This is a genomic window from Synechococcus sp. WH 5701 (assembly GCF_000153045.1).
GTDB lineage: Bacteria > Cyanobacteriota > Cyanobacteriia > PCC-6307 > Cyanobiaceae > Regnicoccus_A > Regnicoccus_A antarcticus.
The window spans coordinates 988,710-1,009,056 of sequence record NZ_CH724159.1; the positions used below are offsets into that span (position 1 = coordinate 988,710).

At 65.9% G+C, this 20,347-nt stretch carries 15 protein-coding genes; 6 read left to right on the forward strand and 9 right to left on the reverse strand.

Annotation, left to right across the window (positions count from 1 at the left end):
- The first annotated feature begins 9 nt into the window (after positions 1–9).
- From WH5701_RS05995 to WH5701_RS06010, 4 genes are read left to right on the forward strand one after another with little or no spacing between them, the layout of a single operon-like run.
- Entirely contained in the window at positions 10–1,080 is a 1,071-nt protein-coding gene (locus WH5701_RS05995) for an amino acid ABC transporter substrate-binding protein (RefSeq protein WP_156776573.1), read from the forward strand.
- Positions 1,077–2,066: an ABC transporter permease subunit gene (locus WH5701_RS06000; RefSeq protein ID WP_006171174.1), complete on the forward strand. Its 990-nt coding sequence runs from the start codon at positions 1,077–1,079 to the stop codon at positions 2,064–2,066. The genes WH5701_RS05995 and WH5701_RS06000 overlap by 4 nt, the downstream gene beginning before the upstream one ends.
- A 4-nt stretch (positions 2,067–2,070) precedes the next feature.
- On the forward strand, positions 2,071–3,354 hold the full coding sequence (locus WH5701_RS06005) for an amino acid ABC transporter permease (protein ID WP_006171175.1): 1,284 nt from the start codon (positions 2,071–2,073) through the stop codon (positions 3,352–3,354).
- A gap of 3 nt (positions 3,355–3,357) precedes the next feature.
- The gene (locus WH5701_RS06010) at positions 3,358–4,101 is read left to right on the forward strand and encodes an amino acid ABC transporter ATP-binding protein (RefSeq protein WP_006171177.1); all 744 of its coding nucleotides are present in this window, start codon (positions 3,358–3,360) and stop codon (positions 4,099–4,101) included.
- Positions 4,102–4,168: 67 nt separating this feature from the next.
- Here WH5701_RS06010 and WH5701_RS06015 read toward each other — a convergent pair whose 3' ends face one another.
- A complete protein-coding gene (locus WH5701_RS06015; RefSeq protein WP_006171178.1) occupies positions 4,169–5,746 on the reverse strand; it encodes a glycine betaine ABC transporter substrate-binding protein in 1,578 nt (525 codons plus the stop codon).
- A 470-nt stretch (positions 5,747–6,216) separates the two neighbouring features.
- On the opposite strand from WH5701_RS06015, the gene WH5701_RS06020 reads away from it, so the two are divergent.
- Positions 6,217–6,555: a P-II family nitrogen regulator gene (locus tag WH5701_RS06020; RefSeq protein WP_006171180.1), complete on the forward strand. Its 339-nt coding sequence runs from the start codon at positions 6,217–6,219 to the stop codon at positions 6,553–6,555.
- Between the two features lie 64 nt (positions 6,556–6,619).
- The gene (locus WH5701_RS06025; protein WP_232201796.1) at positions 6,620–7,369 is read left to right on the forward strand and encodes a GAP family protein; all 750 of its coding nucleotides are present in this window, start codon (positions 6,620–6,622) and stop codon (positions 7,367–7,369) included.
- 14 nt (positions 7,370–7,383) lie between these two features.
- On the opposite strand, the gene WH5701_RS06030 is transcribed toward WH5701_RS06025, so the two are convergent.
- The 8 genes from WH5701_RS06030 to WH5701_RS06065 form a co-directional block, all read right to left on the reverse strand.
- Positions 7,384–7,785, reverse strand: coding sequence for a fasciclin domain-containing protein (locus WH5701_RS06030; protein ID WP_006171183.1), 402 nt, complete (start codon positions 7,783–7,785; stop codon positions 7,384–7,386).
- A gap of 36 nt (positions 7,786–7,821) precedes the next feature.
- On the reverse strand, positions 7,822–9,114 hold the full coding sequence (locus tag WH5701_RS06035; protein ID WP_006171184.1) for a CO2 hydration protein: 1,293 nt from the start codon (positions 9,112–9,114) through the stop codon (positions 7,822–7,824).
- Complete coding sequence (locus WH5701_RS06040; RefSeq protein ID WP_006171185.1) at positions 9,111–10,592, reverse strand: NADH-quinone oxidoreductase subunit M; 1,482 nt, start codon at positions 10,590–10,592, stop codon at positions 9,111–9,113. Before WH5701_RS06040 ends, WH5701_RS06035 begins: the two co-directional genes overlap by 4 nt.
- Before the next feature lie 27 nt (positions 10,593–10,619).
- Positions 10,620–12,446 carry an NAD(P)H-quinone oxidoreductase subunit F gene (locus WH5701_RS06045; RefSeq protein WP_037979688.1) on the reverse strand — a complete coding sequence of 609 codons (1,827 nt, stop codon included), beginning with the start codon at positions 12,444–12,446 and terminating at the stop codon, positions 10,620–10,622.
- 134 nt (positions 12,447–12,580) lie between these two features.
- A complete protein-coding gene (locus tag WH5701_RS06050) occupies positions 12,581–13,897 on the reverse strand; it encodes an SLC13 family permease (RefSeq protein ID WP_006171187.1) in 1,317 nt (438 codons plus the stop codon).
- Positions 13,894–16,620, reverse strand: a complete 2,727-nt coding sequence (locus WH5701_RS06055) for an HAD-IC family P-type ATPase (protein WP_006171188.1) — start codon at positions 16,618–16,620, stop codon at positions 13,894–13,896. The genes WH5701_RS06050 and WH5701_RS06055 overlap by 4 nt, the downstream gene beginning before the upstream one ends.
- Before the next feature lie 66 nt (positions 16,621–16,686).
- Positions 16,687–19,080: a phosphoenolpyruvate synthase gene (ppsA, locus tag WH5701_RS06060; protein ID WP_006171190.1), complete on the reverse strand. Its 2,394-nt coding sequence runs from the start codon at positions 19,078–19,080 to the stop codon at positions 16,687–16,689.
- Positions 19,081–19,140: 60 nt separating this feature from the next.
- Positions 19,141–20,334, reverse strand: coding sequence for a histidine kinase (locus WH5701_RS06065; RefSeq protein ID WP_156776574.1), 1,194 nt, complete (start codon positions 20,332–20,334; stop codon positions 19,141–19,143).
- Positions 20,335–20,347: the final 13 nt, after the last annotated feature.

The following is a 20,347-nucleotide window of genomic DNA, read 5'->3' on the forward strand; positions in this document are numbered from 1 at the left end:
TCCTGGTTGATGCAACCCTCGCCCCGCTGGCTCCTCGCCCTGCCCCTGCTGCTGGCCTTCGCCCTTGGTGGTTGCGCCGACGACAGCGGCAGCGGCGGGGGTGTTCAGAGCGTGAAGCTCTCCACCATCCGGGGCCGCGACAAGCTTGTCTGCGGGGTGGACGGCAAGCTGCCAGGCTTCAGCTTCCTCGGCCCTGACGGGACCTACAGCGGCCTCGATGCCGACACCTGCCGCGCCGTGGCGGCGGCGGTGCTGGGTGACCCCTCCAAGGTGGAATACCGCGACCTCAACTCCAGCGAGCGCTTCGCGGCCCTGGCCAGCGGTGAGGTGGACATGCTGGCCCGCAACACCACCATGACCCTGAGCCGCGATTCGGCCGGCGGCAACGGCATATCCTTCGGCCCCACCACCTTCTACGACGGTCAGGGGGTGATGGTGCCCGTGGCCAGCGGGGCCAGGACGCTCAAGGATCTCGACGGCAAGCCGATCTGTGTGGAGAGCGGCACCACCACGGAACTCAACCTGGCCGATCGAATGCGCGAGCAGGGCATCGCCTACACCCCGCTCAAGTTCCAGACCGGCGACCAGACCTACGCGGCCTACCTGGGCGGCCGCTGTGTCGCGGTCACCAGCGATCGCTCCCAGCTGGCGGCCAAGCGCAGCAGCTTCCCCAAACCTGATGAGCACATCCTCCTGCCGGAGGTGATGAGCAAGGAACCGCTCACTCCCGCCAGCGTCAATGGCGACCCCGCCTGGGCCGATGCCCTGCGCTGGACCGTGTTCGCCCTCTTCCAGGCCGAGGAGCTGGGCATCACCAAGGCCAACGTGGCCGCCAAGGTGGCGGAGGCCAAGGCCAACACCAACCAGGCCGACCTGCGCCGTTTCCTGGGGGTGGAGGGTGATTTCGGCAAGCAACTCGGTCTGCCAGCCGACTTTGTCGCCAAGACGATCGCGGCTGTTGGCAATTACGGCGAAATCTTCGAGCGCAATGTGGGCACCGGCTCGCCGCTCAAGCTTGAGCGGGCCGAGAACCGCCTCTGGACCCAGGGTGGCCTGATCTATTCGCCGCCCTTCCGTTGAGCGCCACCCTCAAGCGAATCCCCTGGTGGCGCGACCGCCGGGTGCTGCCCTGGATCGTCCAGGCGGTGGTGGGCCTGGTCCTGCTCCTGGTGATCACCCTGCTGGTGGGCAATCTGGTGCGCAACCTCACAGCCGCCGGGCTGTTGCTGAGCTGGCGCTGGCTGAGCCAGCCGGCCAGCTTCGATGTCGCCGAGAGCCTGATCCCCTTCGACGCCTCGATGCCCTACTGGCGAGCCCTGCTGGTGGGACTGGTCAACAGCCTGCGAGTGATTCTGGTGGGCCTGGTGGGGGCCACGCTGCTGGGCACGGCTATGGGCATGGCCTCGTTCAGCGGCAATGGGCTGCTCCGGCGGCTGGCCCGGGTGTACGTGGAGGTGATCCGCAACATCCCCCTGCTGCTGCAACTGCTGTTCTGGTACTTCGTGGTGTTTCTGGCCCTGCCCAACGGCACCGCTGCTTTTCAGCTGCCTGGGATCGTTCTTTCGAAGTCAGGGTTGTATCTGGCCTGGTTCGCCCAGGGCTTCAGCTGGCAGGGCCCGGAGCTGGTCAATGGGGTCTGGAGGGCGCCTTTGAGGCTGTCCGTGGAGTTCACAGCCCTGCTCACCGGCCTGATCACCTACACCGGCGCCTTCGTGGCCGAGGTGGTGCGGGGTGGCATCGCTTCGGTGCCGAAGGGCCAGTGGGAAGCGGCCACCTCCCTGGGCCTGCACTGGAGCGCCAGCATGCGCTCGGTGGTGCTGCCCCAGGCCCTGAGGGTGATCGTGCCGGGCCTGAACAGCCAGTACATCTCCCTGGCCAAGAACTCCTCCCTGGCTGTGGCTGTGGGCTACGTGGATCTGTATTCCGTTTCGGAAACCACCCTCAACCAGACCGGGCGCGCCCTGGAAGTGTTTCTGCTGCTCCTGGGCTCTTACCTGATCATCGATCTGCTGATCTCCGCCGTGATGAACGGTGTGAACCAGCTGGTGCAGATCCGGGAGCGCTGAGCCGATGACCTCCATTCAACCCGGTCCCCAATCCGGAACCACCCCGCCCCTGCGGCCCGCCAGGCCGGCACCGGAGTCTGTTCAGCGCAGCTGGGCCGGTGCCCTGCGCCAGGAACTGTTCGCCAGCCCAACCGACGGCGTGCTTTCGGTGCTGCTGATCGCGCTGATCCTGGCGGCGGCGGCGGGTCTGTTGCGCTGGGCGTTCGGCCAGGCCCAGTGGGCCGTGATCCAGGCCAACACCACCCTCTTCGCCGTCGGGCGCTATCCGATCCCGCAACAGTGGCGCCTCTGGCTGCTGGTGGTGCTGGTGGCAGCTCTCAGCGGCGTGAGCTGGGGGCTGTTGCGGGCCTTTCCCCGAGCGGATCGCAGCGGCGAGCTCTGGCCCTTCAACGACCGACTGGCGCTGGCCGTTCTCGGTTTCCTGACGGCCTGGCTGCCGGCATCCCTGGCCCTGGACTTTTCGTTGCAACTGCGCTGGTGGGCGATCACCGGCCTGTTGCTGGCCATGCGCTGGCTGGCAGGCCACTGGGGGCGGAGCTGGCCGCCGCGGCTGGTGAAGCTGGTACCCCTGAGCTGGCCGCTGCTCTATCTGCTCGGGATGGTGCTGATCGCCGGCGGTCTGGGCATTCCCCGGGTGCCGCCATCGGAGTGGGGCGGGCTGCTGCTCACCCTCTTGATGGCCAGCTTCGCGATCCTGCTCAGCTTTCCGATCGGGGTGGTGGTGGCCCTTGGGCGCCGAAGCAGTCTGCCGTTGCTGCGCTGGACCTCGGTGTTCTATATCGAGTTCATCCGCGGTGCCCCGCTGATCACCCTGCTGTTCCTGGGTCAGAACATCCTGGGCTACATGCTCCCCGGCGGCTGGGCACCGGATCGGGTCTGGCGGGCCGCCTGGGTGCTGACCTTCTTCTGTGGCGCCTACCTGGCCGAGGCGGTGCGCGCCGGCCTCTCCGCCGTTCCCCCAGGCCAGCTGGAGGCCGCCCGTTCCCTGGGGCTCTCGATGCCCCTGGCCCTGCAACGGGTGGTGCTCCCCCAGGCCCTGCGCATCGCCCTGCCGGCCGCCGTGGGTCAGTTCATCTCCCTGCTGCAGGACACCACGCTGCTGTCGCTGATCGGCCTGCTCGATCTGCTCGGCACTGCCCGTACCGTGATGGCCAATCCCGAGTTCCTGGGCAAGAACGCCGAGGTGTATCTCACTCTGGCTGTGCTGTTCTGGTGCTGCTGCGCTGCCCTGGGTCTGGGCAGCCGGGCCCTGGAACGCCGCCTCGATCCCACCCATTCCCCCACCTGAGCCATGCCGTCCACCCAGCCGATGATCGAGGCCCGTGGGGTGCAGAAGTGGTACCCCAATGGCTTCCATGCCCTGCGCGGCGTTGACCTGAGCGTGTCGAAGGGGGAGGTGGTGGTGATCATGGGCCCCTCAGGCTCCGGCAAAAGCACCTTCATCCGCACCTTCAATGCCCTTGAGGAGTTCCAGGAGGGCTCCATCAGCGTCGATGGGATCGCCCTCTCCAACGACCTGCGCAACATCGATGCGATCCGCTGCGACACCGGCATGGTGTTTCAGCAGTTCAACCTCTTCCCCCACCTCACGGTGCTGGAGAACCTCAGCCTGGCGCCGGTGGTGGTGCGCAAGCGCCGACGCAGCGAGGTGGAGGCCCAGGCCATGGCCCTGCTGGAGCGGGTCGGCATCGCCGAGCAGGCCCGCAAGTATCCCGGCCAGCTCTCGGGCGGCCAGCAGCAGCGGGTGGCGATTGCCCGCTCGCTCTGCATGGAGCCCCGTATCCTGCTTTTCGACGAGCCCACCAGTGCCCTTGATCCGGAGATGGTGGGCGAGGTGCTGGAGGTGATGCGCGATCTGGCCGCCGACGGCATGACCATGGTGGTCGTGACCCACGAGATGGGCTTCGCTCGCGAGGTGGCTCACCGGGTGGTGCTGATGTCTGAGGGGCAGATCGTGGAGGAGGCCCCCCCGGAAACCTTCTTCACCAACCCCCAGCACGAGCGCAGTCGCCAGTTCCTGGCCCAGATTCTCTGAGGGTCAAGCGGCAGTGAGGCCTTCCAGAGCGGTGGAGAAGACCTGCCTCTGATCCCGGGCAGAGATCTCAACGAGCGCCGGTTTGCTCGAGGTCGTCGAGAAAGCGATTCACCACCTGCCCCACGGCTTCGCCGTTCTCGTCCACCTGCGCATTCAGCCTCTGCATGGTCTGCGCGCTCAGTTTTCCCTGGAGCCCCTTGATTGCGCGGCCGATTTCCGGGTGACGCCTGAGAATGGCGCCATTCACCACAGGTACGGCCTGGTACGGGGGGAAATAGTGGCGGTCGTCCTCCAGGGCCTTCAGCCTGAGGGTGGGGATCAGACCGTTGGTGGAATCACCTGCGATCAGGTCCACCTGACCATCGGCCAGGGCGCGATAGACCAGGCCCAGGTCCATCGAGACCGGCCGAGTTGCAAAGCTCAGGCCATAGCTGCTGGCCAGGCCCGTGTATCCATCGGCCCTGTTCAGGAATTCATAGCCGAATCCAGCTCGCCAGCCGGGGGTGTGGACCGCCGCCTCCGAGATCGTGGTCAACTTGAGGCGCCGGGCGGTCTCCTGGCGTACCAGTACCGCAAAGGTGTTCTCGAATCCGAGAGATGGGAACACCTCCAGATCAAAGCGGTCCCGGTAGAGGCTTCGGGTCCGCTCCAGCATTGTCGTGGCCTCGCGTAGGGGCGGTTGCTGCAGGATCGTCATCCAGGCGGTGCCGCTGTACTCCACATAGGCGGCAATCCGGCCGCTGCGGACCGCCTCCTGGCAGATTGCCGTTCCACCAAGGCTGAACTGCCTCTCCACCTGCAGGCTGCTGTGGCGCTCGATCTGCTGGGCAAGCAGCTCCCCCAGAATGATCTGTTCGGTGAAACTCTTGGATCCGACGGTGATCCGCCCGGCCGTGGCGGGGCCGACGGTGAAGGGTCCCAGCCCCAGGCTTAGTGCTGCCACCAGGGCAATCAGCAGGCCCCCAAGGCCTGCGGCAAGCCAGGAGCGGCGGCGGCCCAATCCCCATGGCCTCAGCGGCCAGCGTCTGGGCGTGCGTCCCTGCACCAGGCCGATGGCGGCATCGGCGGCCAGGGCCAGGACTGCAGCCGGAATCGCCCCCGCCAGGATCAGGCCATTGTTCACCGTGGCCAGGCCGCGGAAAATGAACACTCCCAGTCCGCCGCCGCCGATCGCAGCCGCGATCGTGGCGACCCCCACGCTGATCACCGTGGCCACCCGGATCCCGGTCACGATCACCGGCAGGGCCAGGGGAAGTTCCACGTGGCGCAGCACCTCTCCCTCGCTGAGACCGAGGGCCAGGCCGGCTTCACGCAGCCCCCGGGGAACGCCGGCCAGGCCGGTCACGATGGAGCGCAGCAGGGGCAGCAGCGCGTAGAGCACCAGGGCCACCACGGCCGGGACTGGCCCGATCCCCCCCAGAAGGGGCACCGTGATCAGCAGGCCGAAGATCGCCAGGCTGGGGACGGTCTGGATCATCCCCGCCAGAGCCAGCACCGGACCCGACCACCGGGGGCGAGAGTGAACCCAGAGGCCGGCCGGCAGGCTGAGAGCCAGAGCCAGCGCCATGGCCAGGCCCACCAGTACCAGGTGTTCGCCGGTGCGTTGCAGGATCTCGGCGATCAGGTCCCTGCCGGGAGCGGCCATGGGCCAGAACGCTTCGGGGCTTCTCCTCAGCTTCGCAGGGGTGTGTTGAGGGCCCCCACCAAGGCCGCAACCACGATCAGCTTGAGCACGGACCAGCGGCGGGCGATCAGCAGCCAGCCCGCCAGCAGCGGACTGCTTTGACCAGCGACAACGGCGGCGGTGTCTCGCTCCTGGGCTCAGGACTTGATGGCAGAGCCGTTGGCATCATGGTGAGCTGAACCGGGAGATGATGGAGCCGTCATCGGTAGCGGCCCACATGGCTGGGGTGGGACGGAGGAGGCGGGCCGTGCCTGATCCCAGCCAGCGGCAAGCATCCGTTTCATCCGAAACAGGCTAAAGCGGGGCATTCTGTCTCGACAGCTACAGAGAAGAGCAGCTCTGACCCGCATTGTTCGCTTGAATGCCCGCGCGGCTGGGTATCCCCAGCCCGTGCTTCCATCACGTTCACATCTGTCCCACCGTCTTTCATCATGAAAAAGGTTGAAGCCATCATTCGCCCAGTCAAGCTTGACGATGTCAAGACGGCTCTCGTCAATGCGGGCATCATTGGCATGACCATCACCGATTGCCGGGGCTTCGGTCGCCAGAAGGGTCAGGTGGAGACTTATCGCGGCGCCGAATTCACCGTGGAGTTCATCAATAAGGTGAAGGTGGAGGTCGTGGTCGACGACGACAAGGTGGACACCGCCATCGATGCGATTGCTGGTCCCTCCCGAACCGGTGAAATCGGAGACGGCAAGATCTTCGTGACAGCCGTTGAGAAGGCCGTGCGCATCCGCACATCCGAAACGGGCACCATCGCCCTCTAAGGAGCCAGCGGCCCCTCACGCTGGGGGGTGCCAGACCAGTACGGTCTCAGACGTCACATCGGCGTTGGCGCTCCCCTTGCCCAGCCTTGATCTGCTCGGCCCCGCTCCGCACCTGAGCTCGGCAGCTCTTTTTGGTCAGTCATCACTCTTCGGGTTCGGCATCGCCTTCAGTCCGCTGCACATTGCCGTGGTGGTGCTGCTCCTCTTGGGAACATTCCCCCTGAGACGCGCCCTGGCCTTTGTGAGCGGTTGGGCCAGTGCAAATGGACTGGCGATCGTTGGCCTGATGGTCGTGGGCGACAACCTGGCCCTGGCCCTCAACCACGGAGAACGCGGGCAGGTGATGATCGATCTGATCGGCGCGGCCGTGTTGATGGGCCTAGGCGTCTATCAACTCACTCCGGCCGCTGCCATCGGCGAGCAGGGCATGGCGATGCGTCTGATCAGTCAGCTGCCTGACTTCAGCACACCGATGCTGGTGCTGATTGGGGCCGCCAGCGCCCTGCTCACCCCAGAGAATCTGGTCTTCTACCTCAAGGAAGCCGGCTTGCTGTTGATCAATCAGCCGGGTGTGAGCACTGATCTGGAACTCACTGGCGTATTCATGGCGGTGGCCAGTTCATTGCTGCTGCTGCCTCCCCTGGCCTGGATTGCTACTGGCGGCAGGATCAGAGTCCCCCTCAGTCGGCTGGAGGGCTGGATGGAGCACCACGGCGAGTGGCTGGTTGGTGTGCTGGCCCTGCTGATCAGTGCCTATCTGATCTGGGAGGGACTTCACGGGCTCTGGTTGATGCAGGGTGCGGCTCCACTTTGAAGCGGGGCGGAGATTCAGCCCGGCAGCATCACCCGGTTGATCACATGCACGATCCCGTTGTCGCAGACCACATCTGCCGCATTCACGCTGGCGTTTTTCACTTCGAAAGGATCAGCGCGGCGGATCGGTAGTGTCGCCCCCTCCAGGGTGGTCCACTCCGGCTGACTGAGCAGTTGCTCACGGGTGTACTGGCCCGAGAGCACGTGATATTTGAGGATCCGTGCCAGTTGGGGGGGGTTCTGCACCAGGGTCTGAACGGTGCCGGGTGGCAGGGCGGCAAAGGCGTCGTCCACCGGAGCGAACACAGTGAAAGGCCCCGGGCTGGCGAGAGCCTCCAGCAAACCTCCGGCCTCAACAGCCGCCAGCAAGGTCTGGAAACAGCCGGCCGCACGAGCGGTGTCGAGAATGTCGGGCACGGTGATGCTTGTCAGAGGAACGGTGGGTGGATCAGCTCAGCGGTAGTCCTGGGTCTGCACATCGCGCAGGCGTGCTTCGGGCCTGAGGAAGCGATCCATCTGGCTTTCGAAGAAGCGGCGGTTGGCCAGGAGATGCTCCGGATCGGGATCGTCCAGGGGATAGAACAGCGCGGCCCGCAGGGCCTGGATCACCGCAGAGGTGACGTTGTACATGGAGCGCTGGAAGGTGATGCCAAGCTGAATCAGCTGATCTTCCTCGCCGCGCCGATGCTTGAGGTAGATCTCCTTGAGATAGGGGGGCAGGAAATGCACCATGTCCTGCATCAGAAGAGTTGGCGGAATGCCAGCAGAACCCACTGGGAACACATCGGCGTAGAGAATGCCGTAGTGGAAATCCGCCTGCTGGGCTGGGACCTGCGAAGCTTGGGCATTGTACGACTTGGTGCCACGGAATGGCGCTGTGCGATAGAAGACGGCCTCCACATAAGGCAGGGCGGCTTCGTAAAGCCAGGTGAAACCTTCTGACTTGGGGATGATCTCCAGGCACTCTCCATTGATGTAAACGTGATGATAGATCGGCCGACCAGCCACTGCAAAGATGCCATTCACCAGGAAATCCATGGCATCGGGCACGCCAGCGAACCCCCCTTCGTCGTAAATGTCACTCATCTCGAAGAACACTGGCGCCATCACCTCCCAGAACAGGCCGAGGTTGGCGTAGTAACTGAGCTTGCGCACCTGCTCCAGAAACATTTCCGGGAACAGCTTATGCAGCCCCAGCATCAGGGGATTGCCCTTGAAATAGGCCTTGATCGCTCGATCGGCATTGGCCTTGTAGCTGTCGCTCTCCAGGTAGTCGTAGAAGCGCCCACCCATGCCTTGGTGCCAGAACATGGCATCCATGCAGGCTTCCGCGAACTCCATGTTGATGCGGTCGTGCCAGAGGTGGTGGAGCAGCTTGGGCATCCGCCGCGTCTCGCCCTTCTCCATGAAGGCCAGCAGCTCGGGGTGGGCCCCGGCCTCCCCACGCCAGATGCGCAGGTCGGCGCCTTCTCCGGCATAGGAATTGGGAAGATCGAGATACTCCTGGCTGGGGAAATACTTGAAGGCCGGCAGGGGATTGAGGAATACCCGCTCGGCGATGTACAGGAGATCACGCCAGTAGAAATCCATCGGCACGGCATAGGCCTTGTAGATGCCGATGATCTGGGTGAGGTTCTCTGGGGTATCAGGCAGCATCGATCCGCCCGCTTCAAGCCGCTCCACCACCTCTGCGAAAGGGTGGGTGGAAGGGGGGAGGACCGTGGGTCTGGGGGTCAGCACCGTCATGAGTGGAGCTCCTGAAGGATTGAGGTGGCTGGGAGGGAAGCGATCAGGGGTTGGTGCTGAGCCAGGGGCGTGGTGACGGATTCACTCCAGCCCAGGGTGAGTGGTGGCCAGAGGCCGCCCACCAACACGAAAAGCGAGAGGGCCAGGGCCGGCAGCCGCTCGGGCCAGGTGGTGGCGGGATAGAAGGCCTTGGCGTTATCGAGCTTGCCGAAGCCCACCCGGTTGAACAAGCGAACCGCATACACCGCCGTGAGTCCGGAGGCGAACAGGCAGCCGAGGGTGGGCAGAGGAAACACGCTCCAGCTGCCCTGGAACACCACCAGTTCAGCCACGAAGCCCACCATGCCTGGCAGACCTGCGGCAGCCATCAGGGCCAGCAGGAACATTCCAAGGGTGAAGGGCAGACCACGGAGGGGGTTGAGCAGGCCGGAGAGTTCAGCGATCTCGGTGGTGCCCGTCTTGGCTTCGATCAGACCGACCACGCAGAACAGGAGAGAAGAGATCACCCCGTGGGCCAGAACCTGGGAGACGGCTCCCTGAAGGCTCAAGGGGGTTGCGGCCGCCATGGCCAGCAGCAGGAGACCCATATGCCCCAGGGAGCTGTAGGCCACCAGCCGGCGCATGTCGGTCTGGGCGATGGCATTCAAGGCTCCATAGACCGCACCTGCGGTACCCGCCACGGCGATCAGGGGCGCCCAGGATTCCCAGGTTTCACCCATGAAGCCAACCCCGAAGCGCAGCAGTCCGTAGGCACCGAGCTTGGAGACGGCACCGGCAAGAAGCATGGCCACCGGTGAGGAGGATTCGCTGTAGGCCAAGGGTTGCCAGCCATGCAAAGGCACAGCCGGTAACTTGAGGCCAAAGGCCAGAATCAGCAGCCCGAGAATCCAGACCTTGGAGCCTTGGGGCAGAACCGCTGTCGCCATCTCGTCGTAGGCGAGGCTGAAGCCGTTCGCGTTGAGCAGACCGAGGGCAAGCACCCCTGCCAGCAGGGATACACCCGAGACAGCTCCATAAATCAGGTAGCGAATGGCGGCCTCGCGGCTGCGCTCGTGGCCCCAGATGGCGATCAGCAGGGTGGTGGGAATCAGGATCAGCTCGAAGGCGATCACGAACAGCAGACCATTGCGGGCCAGCAGGGCCCCCTGAAGACCCAGGTTGGTGGCCAGGACCAGGGCGAAGAACAGCCGCTGGCGCGGCAGCTCCAGACTGGTGGCGGCTACGGCCATCAGGGTGAGCAGGGCGGTGAGGCCGACCAGGGGGAGCGAGAGGCCGTCCTGGCCGAGGTGAAAATCGAGGCCGAGCTGAGGGAGCCAAACCAGCCTCAGGTCGCTGGCGGGCTGAATCACCATCCTGACAATCAGCAGCAGCTGCAGGCCGGGGATCACAAGGGCCAGTCGGCGGGGCCAGGGCCCTGGTGGAGCAATGATCATCACCAGCGCGGCCGCCAGCGGAAGCAACAGGAGAAGGAGCAGCATGGGAGTCGACGGCTGGTGAGACGGGCGTCAGAAACGAAGCAGGGTTGGTGCCAGGGCCGGCTGGCGCACCAGGATCCAAGCCCCCATCAGCAGCACGCCGATGAGCACGGTGAGGGCATAGCCCTGCACCCGTCCTGAAGTGCTCAAGCTGAGCCGGCGTGCACCTTCCATGGTCAGCCCGCCGCTGCGGTCGCTGAAGCCATCCACCAGGCGGCGATCCACCCAGCGGCTGGCCGCTGCCAGCACCACCACCAGGCCCACCACGGTGCGGCGGTAAAAAGTCTCGGTGTGCATATCGGCTGCAAGCCAATGCTGCAGGCCATCAAGAGGGTGGGGAAGCTGCTGCCAGGTGAGCGCTCCCCCCAGCAGGGTGGAGGCCAGCAGAGGCAGGGCCATAGGGCTCCAGTAGAAACCCCCGAACGGAGTCGGGGCCAGCAGCAGCGGCAAGTGGAGCACAAGGCCTGCTCCCACCATGGTGGGCAGCACCATCAGCCAGAGCACCTCAGCCGAGCGGGCGGTGAACACCGAAGGGGTTCCGCCCCAGATCCGCCGGAAGATGCGCACCAACCCTGCACTGATCAGGGTATTGGTGAGCAGAAGAACCGTCAGGAGGGCCGCTGGTGCGGGGCCATTGAGCAGGGAACCGGCCAGTTCGCTCAAGGCACCGAAACCAGCGAGCGGAGGCAGGGCCACCAGGCCGGCCGCGCCTACCAGAAAAGCCAGCCCCGTGAGCGGCCGCCTCGACCAGAGGCCCCCCAGCTGGCTGAGGTCCTGGGTGACGTTGCTGCTGATCACCGTGCCCACTGCCATCAGCATCAGGGCCATCGGCAGCGGATAGATCAGCAGCATGTGCCAGGCCGCGTCCACAGCACCGCAACCAACGGCCATGAACAGCAGGCCAAACCAGCTGCTCACAAGAAACGACAGGGCCCGCTTGATGTCGATCTGGGCCAGGGCGATCAGGGCACCCACCAGAGCCGTGGTGCCGCCTACTACCACCAGAAAAGCCTGGGCTGTGGGGCTGATGGCCAGCAGAGGATGCAGTCGCAGCAGCACCCAGGCGCCACCGGCCACCACCACTGAACTGCGCAGGATCGTGGAGGGCAGGGGACCCTCCATGGCCTCATCCAGCCAGAGGTGAAGGGGGATCTGGGCGCATTTGCCCATCGGTCCGGCCACCAGGGCCAGCAGGATCAGGGTGAGAGCTGGCGACGGTTCGGCCTGAGCGGCCCAGAGGGCCAGGTCGTTGAAATTCCAGCTGCCTGCCATAGGCAGCAGGGCGATCACGCCCGCGAGCAGCACCAGGTCGCCCACCCGTTTGGTGAGAAAGGCATCCCGGGCCCCCTTCACCACCAGCGACTGGTTGTACCAGGTGCCGACGATCAGGTAGGTGCCCAGGGTGAGGAGCTCCAGGACCACATAGGAGAAGAACAGCGAATCGGTGAGGACCAAGGCGCAGAGACCTGCTTCGAACAGATTCAGAGATCCGAAGAAGCGGGGCCAGCCCCAATCCATCTCCAGGTAGCCGATCGCATAGACCTGGGCAAGGAGATGAACACCACAGATCATCGTGATGGCGATCAACACGCTGCGATCAATCGTGGCGTCGAAATTGATGGTCAACCCAGCTGTAGACAGCCAGGTCCAGGTGAAGCTGAGGCTGCGGCCGGAGCAGCCGATCCAGGCGAGCAGGCCATGGCTGAAGGCCAGGAGATTCATGACCAGGTTGAGATACCCGGCTGGCCTCGGACCACTCTGGCTGATCAGGCCAGGGGACCAGAGGAAGGAGAACAAACCGCCGAGCAACGGGTATAGAGGGATCAGCCAGGCCGTCTCGAAGAAGGGGACGGTCATCGCGTTGTGCGGTGTGCGGGAGATTCGCAGAACCTTAGGGGCTTCCCGTGCGCTGCGGGGTGCCAATGAAGTTGCGTTGCCTATGACTCCGTTAAGCGTGGTTGATCGGCTCCAGCCCCCTCAGGGCGACTAAGTCAGCCGGCCGGCGGTTGCCACTGGTGCAGCCACAGGGCCGAGGCCGCCAGCTGCAGCAGCACCGTGGGAACACCGAAATTCAGCCACTGGCGGAAAGAGATCGGGCAACCCTCCTGGCTGGCGATGCCGGCGGCCACGAGATTGGCTGAAGCGCCGATCAAGGTGGCGTTGCCCCCCAGGGTCCCCCCCAGCATCAGAGCAATGAAGCTGGGAAGCAGGGCCTCCGGAACCGTCCCGCCGGCCCCGAGCAGTCCAGCCTGGCTGCTGCTCTCCAACAGCACAGGTGTGAGCGTGGCCACCAGAGGAATGTTCGGCACCACAGCGGAGGCCGATGCGGTACCGAGCAGCAGCAGCTGGGCGCCGGCACTGCTGCTGCTGCTGATCAGTGCGCTGAGCAACGAGGCTCCTGAGGCCAGCACCCCCTGCTTCTCAAGGGCACCAATCAGCACGAACAGGCCGATGAAATAGAGCAGTGTCGACCAGTCGAGCCGGGAGAGCAGGCGTTCCACACTGATCATGCGGCTGCGTTGCACCACCACCAGGCTCACCGTCGCCCCCGCCAGTGCCGTGCCCTCGGGCCTGAGTGGAATCGGCAGCCCCTCACCCCAGAGGAACAGCGGCAGCATCACCAGCACGACCAGCAGCAGCAGGGTGAAGGCCCAGGGATGGAGCAGCCGTGGCGCTTCCAGCTGCAGGGCAGGCAGCCGCAGTCTCCAGGTGCTGCGGTACAGCCAGGGCAGGGTGAGCAGCACCATCAACAGACTGAGGGCGCCGGCGCTGGCCACCTGCTGCCCGTAGGCGAGGAAGCCCAGGCCGATCTGGCTGGCCACCAGGTAGGTGGCTGGATCGCCGATCACGGTCAGCAAGCCGGCGCTGTTGGCCGTGAGCACCAGCAGAATCAGCAGCGGGCGCGGATCCAGGTCCAATTCCCTGGCCAGCGGCGGCAGCAACGGGCCGATCAGCAACACCGTGGCGGCATTCGGCAACCAGGCACAAATGGCGCTGGTGAGCAGCACCAGGCCGAGCAGCAGCCTCCGCCCTTCACCCTGGGATGCCTTCATCAGGCGATGGGCCAGCACGGGGAAAGCCCCGGTGGCCTCCAGGGCCTGCACCACCACCATCATTCCGAACAGCAGTGTGAGCGTGCCCTGGGCCTGGGCCACGCTGCTGGCCGCCTCCGGCAGGCTGATCACACCGGTGAAGATCACCAGGGACGCCCCCAGCAGAGCCGCCGCCGTGAACTGGGTCAGACCGGTGGCGGTGGCCATGAGCACGGCAACCGCCGTGGCCAGGGCAATCCAGGCCTGGGGGCTCAAGCTCTGCGCTCCACAGGCACCAGCTCACGTCCCGCTGGATCAGTGGTGGGATCCAGCCGTTGTCCAGCCAGGGCCACAGGCAGCATCGGCAGCATCGGCAGGGCGCAGATCAGCCACTGCTTCAGGCTCAGGGCCTCGGTTCCGAAGAGCTGGTTCATCCACGCCAGCTGACTGAAGGTCACCTGAAGCATCAGGGCCAGAGCCAGACCCAGCAGCAGCACCGGAGCCTGAGTCAGCTGGCCCCATCCCCTCTCGCCGAGGCGGTGGAGCCCCTTGCTCACCTGGCTGATGCTGAGCAGATAGACCATCTGGGCCAGCACCAGCCCCTGCACCGCCATGGTGCGGGCGCCGGCCAGATCAAGGCCATCGTGGCGCCCCCAGGCGAAGAGGCTGAAGATCAGGGCCCAGTTGAACATCGACACCAGCAGAATTCGCTGGATCAGTCCGCCTGTGAGCAGGGGTTGGCGCGGAGGCCTGGGCGGCTGGAGCATCAACCCTTCGCACCTAGGCTCAAAAGCCAGCGGCACCGACATCGTCAGCGAGCTCACCATGTTCAGCCAGAGCACCTGCAGCGCCGTGACGGGCAACTCCAGGCCCAGCAGCGCGGCCAGCAGGATGGTCATCGAGGCGGCCCCGTTCACCGGCAGTACGAAGGCCAGTGATTTGCGCAGGTTCAGGTAAACGGCGCGACCCTCCTCCACGGCGGCCTCGATCGTGGCGAAGTTGTCGTCGGTGAGCAGCATGTCGGCGGCTTCCCGGGCCACTTCGGTGCCACCTCTGCCCATGGCGATGCCAATATCAGCCTGCTTCAGGGCCGGGGCGTCGTTGACCCCATCGCCGGTCATGGCCACGATTTCACCGTTGGCCTGCAGCGCCCGCACCAGCTCGAGTTTCTGGGCCGGGGCCACCCGGGCGAACACATCCAGACGCTCCACGCTGCTGGCCAGGCTGTCGGGCGCAAGCCGGGTGAGGGCCGGGCCATCGAGGCCTTCCAGGGGGCCATCTCCGCTGCCCAGGCCGATCTGGCCGGCGATCGCCAGGGCTGTCTCAAGGTGATCGCCGGTGATCATCTTCACCCGGATGCCCGCGGCGCGGCAGGCTGCCACGGCCGCGATCACCTCAGGCCTGGGGGGATCGAGCATCCCCTGCAGACCCACGAACTGCAGGCCCCGGGCCACATGGTGTTCCTCGAGGCTGGGTTGCTGGGGCTGCGCCAAGCCCACCGCAAAAGCCAGGACTCGCTGGCCGCGGCCAGCCATCGAGGCCACAGCCTCATGAATGGCCTCGTCATCAAGGGGCTCATCGCTGCCAGCGGCATTCAGCTGGCTGAGGCAGCGGGGCAGCACCGCCTCCACCGAGCCCTTCACCAGGATGCGTGCACTCCCGTGCAGGGTGGCCATGTACTGCCGTTCGGACTCGAACGGAATCGCATCCCGCCGGGGGTGCTCGATCAGGCTGCGCTCATGATCCAGGCCGGCGGAGCGGGCCGCGACCAGCAGCGCCGTTTCCGTGGGGTCCCCCACTAGCCCGCCCTCCTCACTGTGGCGGGCGTCATTGCAGAGCAACCCCGCCAGGAGGGTTTCGCCCATGGCCCGGTTGGCCACCAGGGACTCCTGGTCCCAGAGGCTTTCGAGCGTGCACAGGTCGCCAGCGGCGTAGATCTCCCGCACCAGCATCCTGTTCTGGGTGAGGGTGCCGGTTTTGTCAGAGCAGATCACCGTGGTACTGCCAAGGGCTTCCACGGCCGGCAGCTTGCGGATGATCGCGTTGCGACGGGCCATGCGCTTGACGCCGATCGCCAGGGTGACGGTCACGATCGCCGGCAGCTCCTCGGGGATCGCCCCCACGGCCAGGGCCACGGCCCCGTCGAACATCTCAGCGGAACTCCGTTGCCGGATCAGACCCACCGCAAAGGTGAGGGCGGCCAGCACCAGGATCAGCTTCAGCAGCGTCTGGCTGAAACGCTGGAATTTGCGGGTGAGTGGGGTGCTCAGGCTCTGGCGCTGACGCAGCACCGTGGAGATCTGACCCACTTCGCTGGCTCCGGCGCAGGCCACCACCAGCCCTGTGGCCTGACCAGCGGTGACGAAGCTGCCGGCATGAGCCATGCCAAGGCGATCCCCCAGGGCGGCATCCACAGGCGCCGCCTGAGCCGATTTCGACACCGGCAGGGATTCCCCCGTGAGCGCCGATTCATCCAGCCGCAGTTCACGCACCTGAAGCAGGCGCAGGTCAGCGGGCACCCTGGCGCCAGCGCTCAGCCGCACCAGATCGCCGATCACCAGCTGCTCGGAGGGCAGGCGGAGCTCCCGTCCGCCACGCACCGCATCCACCTGCGTACGCACCGACTGGGCCAGTGCCGCGATCGAGGACTCGGCCCGATCCTCCTGCACGAAGCCGATCACCGCATTGATCAGCGTCACGCTCCAGATCACCAGCGCTTCGCCGAGGGAGTCGATCCAGAGCTTGATCAGGCCCGTGACCAGCAGGGTGTAAAGCAGCGGATTGTGGAACTGGTCAAGAAAGCGGAGCCAGCCTGGCCGCCCCGGTAGCGCCGTGAGCTGATTGGGACCGAAGCGGGAGAGGCGCCGGGCCGCTTCCTCGTCGCTCAGACCTCGCTCGGGATCGCTGCCCAGCCGGGTCACCAGCGCAGCGCCTTCGAGGGCGTGAAACGGTAGATCCTGGTGGTTCTCGTCCCACAGACGGGTGGTCGGGCCTGACATGAAACAGCGCGACGAGAGGTGACGCTATCGGCCCCTCCTCCCGACCGACTCAAACCTGCTGTCGCTTCAGCTGGACGCCGCCAGTTCAGCCTCGATCGCGGCGATCGCCAACCGGGTGGCGATCACCGCATCGGGGTTGAGGCTGATCGAATTGATGCCTTCGTTCACCAGAAAGCGAGCAAATTCGGGGTAGTCGCTGGGGGCCTGGCCGCAGAGGCCGATCGGACGACCGCAGCGGTGGGCGGTTTGGATGGCGAGGTGGATCATCTCCTGAACGATCGGATGACGTTCATCGAAGAGGTCGGCCACCAGGGAGGAGTCACGGTCGATGCCGAGGGTGAGCTGGGTGAGGTCGTTGGTGCCGATCGAGAAACCATCGAAATGCTGCGAGAAGGCTTCAGCGCCGATCACGTTGCTGGGCAGCTCGCACATCACATACACCTTGAGATCGTCCTCCCCGCGCACCAGGCCGTGGCGGGCCATCTCCTCGAGCACCCGCTCGCCCTCCTCCGGGGTGCGGCAGAAGGGCACCATCGGAATGGTGTTGCGCAGACCCATCTGGCGGCGAACCCGCAGCAGGGCGCTGCATTCCAGGCCGAAGGCCGCCCGGAATCCCGGGGAGGTGTAGCGGGCCGCTCCCCTCCAGCCGATCATGGGATTGGCTTCGATGGGCTCAAAGGCCCTGCCACCGAGCAGGCGGGCGTACTCATTGCTCTTGAAGTCGGAGAAGCGCAAGACCACCGGTCTGGGATGGAAGGCCGCCGCGATCCGTGCCATCCCCTGGGCGAGCCGGTCCACGTAGTACTCGGTGGGGTCGTCGTAGCCGGCGGTGAGGCTGGCGATGGCCTCGCGCTCTGCTGGATCGCTCACCCGCTCAGGCTGCAGCAACGCCATCGGGTGCACCCGGATGTGGTTGGCGATGATGAACTCCAACCGGGCCAGACCAACGCCGTCGCAGGGGATGGCCGCGAAGCGGAAGGCCTTCTCCGGGTTCCCCACGTTCATCAGGATGCGGGTGCGCGTGGGTGGCAAGTGCTCCAGCTTCTGCTCCTCCTTCTCGTAGCGCAGCAGTCCCCGGTAGACCATGCCGTCTTCGCCTTCGGCGCAGCTGATCGTGATCGCTTCCCCGTCCTGGATGCGTTCGGTGGCGTCGCCACAGCCCACCACCGCGGTGATGCCCATCTCTCGGGCAATGATCGCCGCGTGGCAGGTGCGTCCCCCCTGGTTGGTGATCACCCCCCGGGCCTTCTTGAGGATCGGTTCCCAGTCGGGGTCGGTGCGCTCGGTCACCAGCAGATCGCCAACTTCGAAGCGGTCGATGCCACTGGGGTTGAGGATCACCCGGGCGCGGCCACTGCTGATCGAGGCTCCGATGGCGCGTCCGTGGGTGATCAGCTCCGCATGATGGGGCTTGAGATGCCAGCGACAGAGCACCGAGCCCGACCGTCTGGATTCGACCGTTTCAGGACGGGCCTGAAGTATAAACAGCTCGCCGCTTTCTCCGTCGCGGGCCCACTCGATGTCCATCGGTGTGGCCGTCCCATGGCGGGCGCTGTAGTGGTCTTCGATCAGGCAGGCCCAACGGCCCAGGGTGAGGGCCTCTTCATCGCTGATGGCATAACGGACGCGCTCCGACAGCGGCACGGGTTCGTTGCGCACCGTACCGCCGTCGTCGTACACCATCCGGATCGCCTTGCTGCCCAGGCGCTTGCTCACGATCGCGGCATAGCCCTCCCGCAGAGTGGGCTTGAACAACAGGATTTCATCGGGATTCACAGCACCCTGAACCACGTTCTCGCCAAGGCCATAGGCCGCATTGAGCAGCACGGCGTTACGGAAGCCGGTTTCGGTGTCGATCGTGAACATCACTCCGGCGGCGCCCAGGTCGGAGCGCACCATCCGCTGCACGCCGATGGAGAGGGCCACCTCCAGGTGATCGAAGCCGTTGATCTGGCGGTAGGAGATGGCCCGATCGGTGAACAGGGAGCTGTAGCAGCGCAGGCAGGCGGCCAGCAGATCGTGTTCTCCGCGCACATTTAGGAAGGTCTCCTGCTGGCCGGCGAAGCTGGCATCGGGCAGATCCTCCGCGGTGGCACTGGAGCGAACTGCCACAGGCCCGGCCCCCAGCTCGGCATAAGCAGCCGCCACGGCATCGACGAGCTCCGGCGGCAGTGAAGCCCCAAGGATCAGCTCCCGTGCGCGCCGACCAGCCTGCTGCAGGGCCGTGAGATCGCCGCTGTCGAGCTCCCCCAGGATGGCCCGCAGGGGGACCTCCAGGCCATTGCACTTCAGGAACAGGCGGTAAGCGGCGGCGGTGGTGGCGAAACCGCCGGGCACCCTCACGCCCTGGCTGGTCAGCTCCCGGATCATTTCCCCCAGAGAAGCGTTCTTGCCGCCCACCTCAGCAATGGCACCGATGCCCACCTCTTCGAAGAGCCGCAGCAGAGGTGCGTTGCTCATGGGGGGGGTGGGGATGGTTGGGTTGGGGCCCATGGCGATCGACTCGGGCAGAGATCCAGGCTAGGAACGGCTGGCGGCCGGGTCTGCCTTCAGCGGCGTCAGCCGCAGCTCCCCGGCCGGAGGGGTGCCGGGCGCGAGGTCAAGGCGGCTGGCGGCCCCCCGCAGGGCCACCGGTTTGCCGGCCCGCCGGGCCTTGAGGGCATCGCAGAGATCGAGGGGCTTGGCCTTGGGATCGAGCCAATCCAGAGACCAGGTTCTCGTTTTCTGCCCGGCGAGAGAAGAGACCGCCACCAGCTGGCCGGTGTCGAAGCCGGCAGCCTCCACCAGCCCCGGGGCATAGCCGTGGCGTTGCTTGAAGGCCAGCTCAAACCGGTCCCAGCCCGGCCCGCGGCTGAGGGAGTCGACGCCCAGCTGGGCCAGGGGCAAGGGCTCGCTCACGGGAAAGGGCCAGACCAGCGTCAGGTTCTCGGGGAGGTCGAGTTCGGCTACAGCCTTGGCCAGGGGGCTGCCCGGAGTTGTCATCACCACCAGGGAGGAGGGGGTGTACCAGCCCACGTCATCGCGCAGCTGGGTCATCACCTTGGCGTCGGGCTCCACGATCGCCTCGGGGTCGTTGGTGGGCCCCACGGTCCAGCCACCGCTGCCTTCGATCGTCTCCACGAAGCGATCGGCCAGGGCCGCCTGCTCCGCTCCGCCGTCATGGATCACCATCACCTTGCCCTTGTTGTCCTCCAGCAGCCCCCTCGCCAGCCGATCGGCTTCGAGGCTCCGCGACGGCAGGACCGGCCAGATCCTGTCGGCGCCCACCTGGCTGGGCAGACGCCGCAGGGAGTAGCCCCGTTGCAACGGCAGAAGCACGTTCACCCCCCGGCTCTGGGCGAGCCGTCCGAAGGGCAGCAGATTGACCGCAGGAGGGGCGATCAACAGCTCCGGCATCGGGACGCCGAGCAACAGGGCCTCTGGATCCTTCTCCGGCGGAAGCCAGCCCAGTGCCTGGCTTGGGGGGCGCAGGCCGCAGGCCCTGGTCTCCTCCATGGCCAGTCCGTAACCGCGGCGCAGGCCATCTCCCACCCCCGCCAGCAACCCTTCACTGGGCAGCAGCATCAGCACCTCCTGGGGAAAGGGGGTACTGGCCGCCAGGCTCTGAACTCCCACGAGCACAGCCGCCAGCCCGACACCGACGCTCCAGAGGGGAAGCCGCACCCCGTGCTCTGGGGCGGGAGGTGGCCCGCTTCCCAGTCCGCCAGTGGTCATGGCCTGTACCGTC

What these genes read in the sequence shown, in the direction of transcription:
- WH5701_RS06065 (WP_156776574.1), bottom strand. Translation starts at nt 20,334, where the DNA reads ATGACCACTGGCGGACTGGGAAGCGGGCCACCTCCCGCCCCAGAGCAC.
- WH5701_RS06005 (WP_006171175.1), top strand. Translation starts at nt 2,071, where the DNA reads ATGACCTCCATTCAACCCGGTCCCCAATCCGGAACCACCCCGCCCCTG.
- WH5701_RS06055 (WP_006171188.1), bottom strand. Translation starts at nt 16,620, where the DNA reads ATGTCAGGCCCGACCACCCGTCTGTGGGACGAGAACCACCAGGATCTA.
- WH5701_RS06020 (WP_006171180.1), top strand. Translation starts at nt 6,217, where the DNA reads ATGAAAAAGGTTGAAGCCATCATTCGCCCAGTCAAGCTTGACGATGTC.
- WH5701_RS06010 (WP_006171177.1), top strand. Translation starts at nt 3,358, where the DNA reads ATGCCGTCCACCCAGCCGATGATCGAGGCCCGTGGGGTGCAGAAGTGG.
- WH5701_RS06045 (WP_037979688.1), bottom strand. Translation starts at nt 12,446, where the DNA reads ATGACCGTCCCCTTCTTCGAGACGGCCTGGCTGATCCCTCTATACCCG.
- WH5701_RS06015 (WP_006171178.1), bottom strand. Translation starts at nt 5,746, where the DNA reads ATGGCCGCTCCCGGCAGGGACCTGATCGCCGAGATCCTGCAACGCACC.
- ppsA (WP_006171190.1), bottom strand. Translation starts at nt 19,080, where the DNA reads ATGAGCAACGCACCTCTGCTGCGGCTCTTCGAAGAGGTGGGCATCGGT.
- WH5701_RS06035 (WP_006171184.1), bottom strand. Translation starts at nt 9,114, where the DNA reads ATGACGGTGCTGACCCCCAGACCCACGGTCCTCCCCCCTTCCACCCAC.
- WH5701_RS06040 (WP_006171185.1), bottom strand. Translation starts at nt 10,592, where the DNA reads ATGCTGCTCCTTCTCCTGTTGCTTCCGCTGGCGGCCGCGCTGGTGATG.
- WH5701_RS05995 (WP_156776573.1), top strand. Translation starts at nt 10, where the DNA reads ATGCAACCCTCGCCCCGCTGGCTCCTCGCCCTGCCCCTGCTGCTGGCC.